Origin of the sequence: Novosphingobium sp. B-7 (genome assembly GCF_000410615.1) — a bacterium.
GTDB classification, from domain to species: Bacteria; Pseudomonadota; Alphaproteobacteria; order Sphingomonadales; family Sphingomonadaceae; genus Novosphingobium; species Novosphingobium capsulatum.
Genome location: NZ_KE148403.1, coordinates 3,883 through 11,181, shown reverse-complemented (window position 1 = coordinate 11,181; position 7,299 = coordinate 3,883). Strand labels below are relative to the sequence as shown.

The window sequence follows — 7,299 nt, the reverse complement described above, 5'->3', positions numbered from 1 at the left end:
GGCCGATCCAGCCGCTGGTCTTGAACCGCAAGGGCGGCGCGCTGTAGGCCCAGGCGCAAGCGAGGCCCAGCGCCGTGGCCGCCAGCACCCATGGCCCGGTGAGCGCCGCCACCAGCAGCGATACGCCGCTCCAGATGATCGCGATGGCCAGGCCCCAGCGCCCGGCGATGCGGCCGGAGGGGATCGGGCGGTGCGGCTCGTTGATGGCATCGACATGGCGATCGAACCAGTCGTTCACCGCCTGGCTGGTGCCACATACCAGCGGGCCGGCCAGCGCAATGCCCGCGATCAGGAAAGACCAGCGCGAGGCAACCGGCACGCCCGATGACAGCACGCCGCACACCATCGCCCACATCGGCGGAAACCAGGTGATCGGCTTGAGCAGGGTGACAACGTCCCGGAGCGCCGGAAGTGGCGCCATCGCGGGAAAGGCAGCAGAGCGAGCCATGGCCGAAGACTACGCCCATGGCGCGCCATGCGTCAAATTAAATTGACAGAATTTATGTCAATCTTCCGCGTCAGCCATGTTGCCCAAGCCATAGCGATGCAGCTTGGAATAGAGGCTCTGGCGGCTCAGCCCGAGGATCTCGGCGGCCGAGGCGCGGTTGTTCGAGGTATATTCCAGCGCCGCCTCGATACACAGCCGCTCGATCAGGTCGGTACTCTCGCGCACGATGTCGCGCAGCGACATGCGGCCGACCAGTTCGGTCAGCTGTTCGACCGAACGCGGCGAGTCGCTGGTGGTCGGCAGATCGCGCAGGCGGCGGCCGATCGGGCGGATGACGAAGCCATAGCAGATCTGGTCGCTACCAGTGCGCACGGCCGAAAGCTCGACCGGCTCGCCTTCAAAGCCATCGCTGGCGCCCACCACGGTCACCACGTTGCGGGCGCTGTCGTGCTTGGTCAACTGGCCCTCGATCAGGTCCAGGTCGATACCCGGCCGACCGACGTAGTCGCCCAGCGGCTGGCCGCGCAGCTGTTCGGCGCTGGCGGCAGCCACAAGTTCGACAAACGCGGCATTGGCCTCGCGAATGATCATGGCGGCGTCGGTTAAAACAAAGGCATCGGGCATCGCCTCGATCACCCGCACCGTCACCCCGGCATCCGGCCGCGCCGCGCCAACCGGGCTGGACAGCCGCACCAGAATGAACTGGCCGCCGCGTTCGCGGAAACCGCTGGCGGAAATCTGCACCTTTTCGCCATCATGGGCGAGCGCGGCATCGAGCGGCTGCAGCCCGTGCGACACCATCGCCGATCCCAGGAACGCAATGATGTGTTCGCGCGCGGCATTGGCAAACAGCGCGGTCAGCTTGCCACCCTGCAACGATCCGGGCCGGCTGTGGAACGCGCGATGCGCGGCCTGGTTCGCCTCGCGGATGCGGAACCCGTCGGCATCGACGATCAGCACCGGCTCCACAGACTGTTCAAACAGCAGGCGATAGCGCGCCTCAATCTGGCGCAGGCGGATATAATCGCGTTCAAGCGACTGCTGCGCCTGCAACAGGCGCTGCTGCAGCGCGGCTTCGTCGCGCATGTCGCGGCCAATGGCGATGCAGCCTTGGCCGCCCGCGCCCAGGCTGACCGTGACGAAGCGCACGGGAATGTCCCCCTCGCCCGACAGCAGGTTGACCTGGCGCCAGTGCTGGGTCACGCCCTTGCGCATCCCGGCGAGCATTTCCATCACCTTGGGCCGGCTTTCGATAGTGACCGTGTCCAGCCATTCGCGGCCAACCCAGCTGCCTGCTTCGGGAAATTCGCGGGGATCGGCCGATACGTCAACGATGCGGCCATCCGCGTCCAGGATCAGCGCAATCTCGCCCGAGACCATCGCCAGGCGGGCAGCGGCATCACCGGCCAGCGCGGCAAAATGCCGGGTGGCAGAGGTGAAAGGCAGTTTGCCTTCGATGCTGTTCCTGCGGCTGGACATGGGCGTGGCCAGCTATGCGCCGAAGCGGGCGGGCAACGCCTGCATCGGCACCAGGCGCTCGGCCAGATCAAGCGCGCCACAGGCATCCTGTGCGCTGCCATCGGCACCGACCTCGTCGACGAGCGCGGGATTGGCGTTCACCATTCTTCCACCAATGAGAATCTTCAGATCGGGCGATCGCGACACACTGCGCATGGCGGAAATCAGGCTCGCAAGCTTTGCGTTAGGACAATCACAACTGATGGTCAAGCCGACCAGATCCACGCTGTGATCGGCAATATTCTGCAGCAACTCCTTGCGCTCCGGGTCGATCAAAACCTCGGTCTGCCAGCCGGCGCGGGCGAATACTTCCTCCACCATCAGCGCGCCAAAGCTGTGCGGATCGCCAGGGATCGGCGCGAACAGGGCCGAGCGCGTGCGAAACGGCACGGCGCGCGGCGGCGGATAGCGCATGGTCACCTCGCGCATCACTTCCTGCAGCCGCCACAGGCCCATCGTCACATCGACGAAATCGCAATCATCGTCTTCCCAGTGCTTTCCCAGGCGCCGCGCCGATGGCGCCAGCAAATCGACGAACACAGATTCGACGCAGGCCCCGCGCGCCAGGATGCTTTCCACCAAGGCCAGCAGTTCATCCGCTTCGAGCTGCAGCGGCAGCGAGGCAAAGCGCGCCGCCTCGGCCGCGTCCACCTTGGCCGTGCCTTGTGCGGCGATGCGCGGCACCGGGCCATGGGACTGGGCCATGAGCAGGCGGGGAATGATATGTTCGCTGATCAGGGCATCAACGGCTGCGGGGGGGAAGGCCCGCGCACTATCGCGCGCCTTGGCCATGGTTCGGCCGGATGCGGCGTTGCGGCCGTCCTTGGCGCGCGGGGCCCCTTCCCCACGACCGGCCCGCTTTGCCGCGCCTGCACCTAAAACAGTAGCCATGTCAGACCCCTCCGGTCCGGTTTGGCGCAGATCGCGCCTTGCCCGGACTGCGGCATCGATACGGCCACTGCTGTTCGGGACCATGAGCCTACGCCCTTTTCGGCGATCTGACAAACGGCAAAGTGTCATATTTTCTTGTCGTCAAGTTTGATTGACACTTGTGCGAAGTGAGGCGTAGTCTCCCCTCAACAACAAAGGTGAGCATCGACACATGAGAGGGGATGCGATCAGTTCCGGCACCACAAGTGCGAACGGTCAGGGCCGCCAGCCACGGCGCAAGCTCTACACCGCGCAAGAGCGGGCGCGCCGCGACTCGACTCGCTGGACCCTGGTGCAAGGCCTGCTCGCCCCGTTCCAGTTCTTCGTCTTCCTCACCAGCCTCGCCCTCGTCCTGCACAGCCTGGTGACGCACACCGGCACGGCCGCCGCCGATACCTCGGTCGTGGTCAAGACGCTGACGCTCTATGCCATCATGATCACTGGCTCGATCTGGGAAAAGGTCGTGTTCGGGCGCTGGCTGTTTGCTCCGGCATTCTTCTGGGAAGACGTGTTCTCGATGCTGGTGATCGGCCTGCACACCGCCTACCTGGCGATGCTGCTGGGCGGCAGCGGCACGTTCGAACAGCGCATGTACGTCGCTCTTGCCGGCTATGCCGCATACCTCGTCAATGCCGGACAATTCCTGCTCAAACTGCGCGCCGCCCGGCTCGATGCAGAGCGCGACGGTCAGCCCGGCCTGGCCCATTCTCCGATGGCCACATCATGAGCGGCGAAACCGGCCTTGCCCCCGCAATCGCCCCGACCGACACCGGCTGCGCCGATGCACCCGTGCTGCGCGAACGCGGACAGCGCGCGGTGTTCTGCGGGTTGACCGGGATCGTGTGGCTGCACCGCAAGATGCAGGATGCGTTCTTCCTGGTGGTCGGCTCGCGCACCTGCGCCCATCTGCTGCAATCGGCGGCCGGGGTGATGATCTTTGCCGAGCCGCGCTTTGCCACCGCGATCATCGAGGAACGCGACCTGGCCGGCATGGCCGATTGCCATGACGAACTCGATCGCATCGTCGCGCAATTGCTCGCGCGGCGCCCGGAAATCCGCACCCTGTTCCTGGTCGGCTCGTGCCCGTCCGAAGTCATCAAGCTCGATCTGGGCAAGGCGGCGCAACGGCTCGACCGCACGCTCGGCACGCACAGCGGCGCCGCGATGGGCACCCGTGTGCTGCACTATTCGGGCAGCGGGATCGAAACGACTTTTACCGAGGGCGAAGACGCCTGCCTCGCCGCCCTGGTGCCGCATATGCCGGCCGCCAGCGCCGGGACCGCACCTGCGCTGCTGGTCGTCGGCACGCTGCCCGATGTGGTGGAAGACCAGTTCCGCCGCCTGTTTACCGAACTCGGCATCGATCAGGTCGGCTGGCTGCCCGCACGCCAACTGGCCGATCTGCCCGCCGTGGGCGCCCATACCCGCTTCTTGCTGGCACAGCCGTTCCTGGGCGAAACCGTGCGCGCTCTGCAGAATCGCGGCGCGCGGCATCTGCCCGCGCTGTTCCCGTTCGGGGCAGAGGGCACGACCGAGTGGCTGCGCGCCGCGGCCGATGCCTTTGGCGTGTGCCCAATGCAGTTCAACCGCGTGGCGGCACCGGGCCGCGAACGCGCCAAGCGCGCCATCGCCCATAGCCAGGATCGCCTGCGCGGCAAGCGCATCACCTTCCTGCCGGATTCGCAGCTGGAAGTGCCGCTGGCGCGCTTCCTCGCCACCGAACTCGGCATGGTGCCGGTGGAAGTGGGCACGCCCTATCTGCACCGCGAGCTGATGGCGCGCGAACTGCCGCTGCTGCCCAGCGCCACGCGGATCAGCGAAGGCCAGCATCTCGATCGCCAGCTTGACCGCGTGCGCGCCGATCGCCCCGATCTCACCGTCTGCGGCCTGGGCCTGGCCAATCCGCTCGAAGCCGAAGGGCTGTCCACCAAGTGGGCCATCGAACTGGTCTTCTCGCCCATCCACGGGTTCGACCAGGCCGGAGACCTTGCCGATCTTTTCGCCCGGCCGCTGCGCCGCCGCGACGTGTTGAGGGTATAGCGCCATGCAGCTCGCCGTCTGGACATACGAAGGCCCGCCCCATGTGGGGGCCATGCGGGTGGCCACGGCGATGGACGGGGTGCACTATGTGCTGCACGCGCCCCAGGGCGATACCTACGCCGATCTGCTGTTCACCATGATCGAGCGGCGCGATCGCCGCCCGCCGGTTACCTATACCACCTTCCAGGCGCGCGACCTGGGCAAGGATACCGCCGCCCTGCTGCAGGATGCGATCCGCGAGGCGGCCGTCCGCTTTGCCCCGCAGGCCCTGCTGGTGGGCGCATCGTGCACGGCCGAGCTGATCCAGGACGATCCGGCGGGCCTCGCCGAAGCGCTGGACCTGCCCTGCCCGGTCATCCCGCTGGAACTGCCGAGCTATCAGCGCAAGGAAAACTGGGGCGCCGCCGAAACATTCTATCGCATGGTCCGCCAACTGGCCGATCCGGCCGTGCGCCCCGCCCCGCGCGAGGGGCGCCGGCCGCTCGCCAATCTGCTCGGCCCCTGCGCGCTGGGCTTTCGCCACCGCGACGATGTGGTCGAAGTGGTCAAGCTGCTCGAAACTCTGGGCATTGGCGTCAATTGCGTGGCCCCGCTCGGCGCCGCGCCGGCTGATCTACGCACCCTTGGCCGGGCCGATTTCAACGTGGTGCTCTATCCCGAAATCGGCATGGAAGCCGCGCGCTGGCTGGCCCGCACATTTGGCCAGCCGATGATCGATGTGGTGCCGATCGGCGTTGGCGCCACGCGCGATTTCATCCAGGCGGTCGCCGCGCTCACCGGCGTCGATCCGGCCCCGGCGCTCGCCAATCCCGCCGCGCGCCTGCCGTGGTGGAGCCGCTCGGTCGATTCGACCTATCTCACTGGCAAGCGCGTCTTCATTTTTGGCGATGCCACCCATGCCATTGCCGCCGCCCGTATCGCGCGCGACGAGCTGGGCTTCACTGTCTGCGGGCTGGGTTGCTACAATCGCGAATTCGCCCGCGAGATGCGCGCCGCTGCTGCCGACCACGGCCTCGATCCGCTGATTACCGACGACCACCTGGCGGTCGAAGCGGCGATCCACGCCGCCGCGCCCGAACTCGTGCTTGGCACACAGATGGAACGCCATATCGCCAAGCGCATGGGCCTGCCCTGCGCGGTGATTTCCGCGCCGGTCCACGTCCAGGATTTCCCCGCGCGCCACAGCCCGCAGATGGGCTTTGAAGGCGCCAACGTGATCTTCGACACCTGGGTGCATCCCTTGGTCATGGGGCTGGAAGAGCATCTGCTCGCCATGTTCCGCGACGATTTCGAGTTTTCCGACGCGGCCGGCCCTTCGCACCTTCATGCCCAGCCCGCCCCGGCCCAGGCGGCGGTGGCACCGGCGCCCGCCATCGTCTCGCAGGCCGATATTCCCTGGACCAGCGATGCAGAGCGCGAGTTGCGCAAGGTGCCGTTCTTCGTGCGTGGCAAGGCTCGCACCAACACCGAACGCTATGCCGCCCTGGAAGGCCGTGTGCAGATCGATATCGCCACGCTCTATGATGCCAAGGCGCACTATGCCCGCTAGCGCCGCCCCGCCCGTGCGCGTCGCCATCGTGACGCTGGACAACCACCTCAAGGGCGCGGTGGAACGCGCCGGCGTGCGCCTGGGCGATAGCAACATCGCCATCACCCTCCACGCCGCCGCCGATTGGGACCGTGAGGCCGGCGCGCTCGATCGCGCCAAGGCCGCCGTTGATCGCGCCGATATCGTCATCGCCACGATGCTGTTCCTTGATGACCATATCCGCGCGATCATGCCCACGCTGGTCGAGCGGCGCGAAAGCTGCGACGCGATGGTCTGCCTGATGTCGGCCGGGGAGCTGACCCGGCTGACGCGGATGGGCGCTTATCGCATGGATGCCCCGGCCAAGGGGCCGCTCGCCCTGCTCAAGCGGCTGCGCGGCTCGACCAAACCAGGTGGCAAACCGGGCAGCAATTCGGGCGCCGGGCAGATGCGCATGCTGCGCCGCCTGCCCAAGATTCTGCGCTTCATCCCCGGCACCGCGCAAGATGTGCGCGCCTATTTCCTCACGCTGCAATACTGGCTCGCCGGGTCGGACGACAACGTCGTGGCGATGGTGTCGAGCCTGATCGACCGCTATGCCGCCGGCCCGCGCGCCGGCCGGCGCGGCACCATGGCCGCAGCGCCGCCGCGCGACTATCCCGATCTGGGCGTCTATCACCCGCGCACCGCGCAAAAGATGTCGGAAAGCCTGGCGCTGCTACCCCCGCCGGCCAAGGGCACGCGCGGCACGGTGGGGCTGCTGCTGCTGCGTTCCTATCTGCTGGGCAACGATGCCGGGCATTATGACGGGCTGATCGCCGCGATGGAGGCCACT

The 7,299-nt window shown here is 67.0% G+C and carries 7 protein-coding genes; 4 read left to right on the top strand and 3 right to left on the bottom strand.

Annotated features, from left to right (window positions below):
* From H926_RS28445 to H926_RS28440, 3 genes are all read right to left on the bottom strand, one after another.
* Window positions 1–448 (bottom strand): UbiA family prenyltransferase (locus tag H926_RS28445; protein ID WP_022677450.1); only part of this gene is annotated, 448 nt, incomplete at its 3' end.
* 57 nt (window positions 449–505) lie between these two features.
* Window positions 506–1,927, bottom strand: coding sequence for a transcriptional regulator PpsR (gene ppsR / locus H926_RS0117385; RefSeq protein WP_022677449.1), 1,422 nt, complete (start codon window positions 1,925–1,927; stop codon window positions 506–508).
* A 12-nt stretch (window positions 1,928–1,939) separates the two neighbouring features.
* A complete protein-coding gene (locus H926_RS28440; protein WP_082209216.1) occupies window positions 1,940–2,857 on the bottom strand; it encodes a B12-binding domain-containing protein in 918 nt (305 codons plus the stop codon).
* 211 nt (window positions 2,858–3,068) lie between these two features.
* On the opposite strand from H926_RS28440, the gene bchF reads away from it, so the two are divergent.
* The 4 genes from bchF to H926_RS28430 form a co-directional block, all read left to right on the top strand.
* Complete coding sequence (bchF, locus tag H926_RS28435; RefSeq protein ID WP_022677447.1) at window positions 3,069–3,623, top strand: 2-vinyl bacteriochlorophyllide hydratase; 555 nt, start codon at window positions 3,069–3,071, stop codon at window positions 3,621–3,623.
* On the top strand, window positions 3,620–4,936 hold the full coding sequence (locus H926_RS0117370; RefSeq protein WP_022677446.1) for a ferredoxin:protochlorophyllide reductase (ATP-dependent) subunit N: 1,317 nt from the start codon (window positions 3,620–3,622) through the stop codon (window positions 4,934–4,936). The genes bchF and H926_RS0117370 overlap by 4 nt, the downstream gene beginning before the upstream one ends.
* Before the next feature lie 4 nt (window positions 4,937–4,940).
* The gene (gene bchB, locus H926_RS0117365; protein WP_022677445.1) at window positions 4,941–6,485 is read left to right on the top strand and encodes a ferredoxin:protochlorophyllide reductase (ATP-dependent) subunit B; all 1,545 of its coding nucleotides are present in this window, start codon (window positions 4,941–4,943) and stop codon (window positions 6,483–6,485) included.
* Window positions 6,475–7,299: DUF3479 domain-containing protein (locus H926_RS28430; protein ID WP_043610197.1), on the top strand; the 825-nt coding region annotated here is incomplete at its 3' end. The genes bchB and H926_RS28430, both read left to right, overlap by 11 nt.

What these genes read in the sequence shown, in the direction of transcription:
- H926_RS28440 (WP_082209216.1), bottom strand. Translation starts at nt 2,857, where the DNA reads ATGGCTACTGTTTTAGGTGCAGGCGCGGCAAAGCGGGCCGGTCGTGGG.
- H926_RS0117370 (WP_022677446.1), top strand. Translation starts at nt 3,620, where the DNA reads ATGAGCGGCGAAACCGGCCTTGCCCCCGCAATCGCCCCGACCGACACC.
- ppsR (WP_022677449.1), bottom strand. Translation starts at nt 1,927, where the DNA reads ATGTCCAGCCGCAGGAACAGCATCGAAGGCAAACTGCCTTTCACCTCT.
- bchF (WP_022677447.1), top strand. Translation starts at nt 3,069, where the DNA reads ATGAGAGGGGATGCGATCAGTTCCGGCACCACAAGTGCGAACGGTCAG.
- bchB (WP_022677445.1), top strand. Translation starts at nt 4,941, where the DNA reads ATGCAGCTCGCCGTCTGGACATACGAAGGCCCGCCCCATGTGGGGGCC.